Below are 1,363 nucleotides of genomic sequence, written 5' to 3' on the forward strand. Positions count from 1 at the left end.
AGCTGGTGCTGCCAGGCGGTGGGCGAGACGACTATCGCCGCGCAGCCCGTGATCGCGACGGCGAGCAGGAGCTGCCCGTCGTGGGCGTAGCGGACGGCGCGGCGCAGGCCGAGGGCGGCGATCCCGGCGCCCAGCACCAGGAAGACGGCGATCTCCAGCGGGCCGGACAGGCCCAGGCGGAGCAGGGCGCCGTGCAGGGACTGGTTGGCGAGATCGTCGGCCCGGCCGCCGAGACCGACGCCGGCCATGTGGTGCACCCAGTAGGTGTACGAGTCGTGCGGCATCGCCGCCCAGGCGAGCGCGGTGCAGGCGGCGAAGGTCGCGCCGAGGGAGGCGGCGGCGTGCCGGCGGCCGGTGAACCACAGCAGGGGGGCGAACAGCAGCACGGTCGGCTGGAAGGCCGCGGCGACACCGATCAGGGCGCCGCCGGCCCGCTCGCCGCGCACGGCGAAGCAGCCGAGCAGGACGAGCAGGACGGGGATGATGCTGGTCTGGCCGAGCCAGAAGGCGTTGCGCACCGGCAGCGACAGCATCAGCAGGCAGATCGCGACGGGCGCGGCGAACAGCGAGCTGCGGCGGCTCACCGGCTGCGGCAGGGCGCGCGCGGCGACCAGGCCGAGCACGACGACGAGCAGCAGCGTGCCGAAGGTCCAGCCCCAGCCGAGCGCCTGTTCGGCCGAGCGGGTGAGGGGCTTGAGGACGAGGCCGCCGAAGGGGGTGCCGGTGAAGCGCGTGGAGTCGTACAGCAAGCCCTCCACGTGCAGCACGCCGTCCGGGCCGACCCAGGTCTCCAGATCCGTCAGCCGCTCGCCCCTGGGCGTGCTGAGGATGACGGCCATCTGCCGTACGGCGAGGATCGCGGCGACCAGCCACAGCCCCAGCCGCGCCGCGCGCTGCCGTGCCCCGGCCGTGCCGACAGCCGCCGCCCCGAAGGCTCCGCCCGGTCTCCCGGTGTGCTCCGCATTCGCCACGCCTCGCGGCCCTCCCGCCCCGTTCGTCCCACGTGTCCCGCACATGGGTCCCTCTGCGATCCCCATGAGGCTCGCACCACCCCCCGAGGGGGACGCAGGCAACCCCCGCTTCACCTGACGTCCGCTCTCCTTTTGTCCGGAAGACGATAGTCGGAGGGGGGTCGGGTTGCCTCCACCGGGCGCGAGATGGATCACAGTCGATGCCGGAACGACGGGTTCCGGAGCGGGCCGACGCTCCTGGACATACGGCCTTTATCTGCCCCATGCAACGCAACAGCCACAGTGCGTAATCGCGACAAGTGCCCCTATGGTCGCTTTTTGGCCTGCCGCCGCCGACGCCGGACGGGCCCGCCCCTGTCCCCGTCGAAAGGTAGGCGAGCGAAGTTTTGACG

Annotated in this window: 1 protein-coding gene; it reads right to left on the reverse strand. The window is 72.8% G+C overall.

All coding sequences use genetic code 11. The features are described 5' to 3' along the window. Positions 1-971 (reverse strand): glycosyltransferase family 87 protein (locus ACTWQJ_RS51405; RefSeq protein ID WP_443313205.1); only part of this gene is annotated, 971 nt, incomplete at its 3' end. Positions 972-1,363 lie beyond the last annotated feature (392 nt).

Origin of the sequence: Streptomyces sp. KR55 (assembly GCF_052245645.1) — a bacterium.
Taxonomy (GTDB): Bacteria; Actinomycetota; Actinomycetes; order Streptomycetales; family Streptomycetaceae; genus Streptomyces; species Streptomyces flavusporus.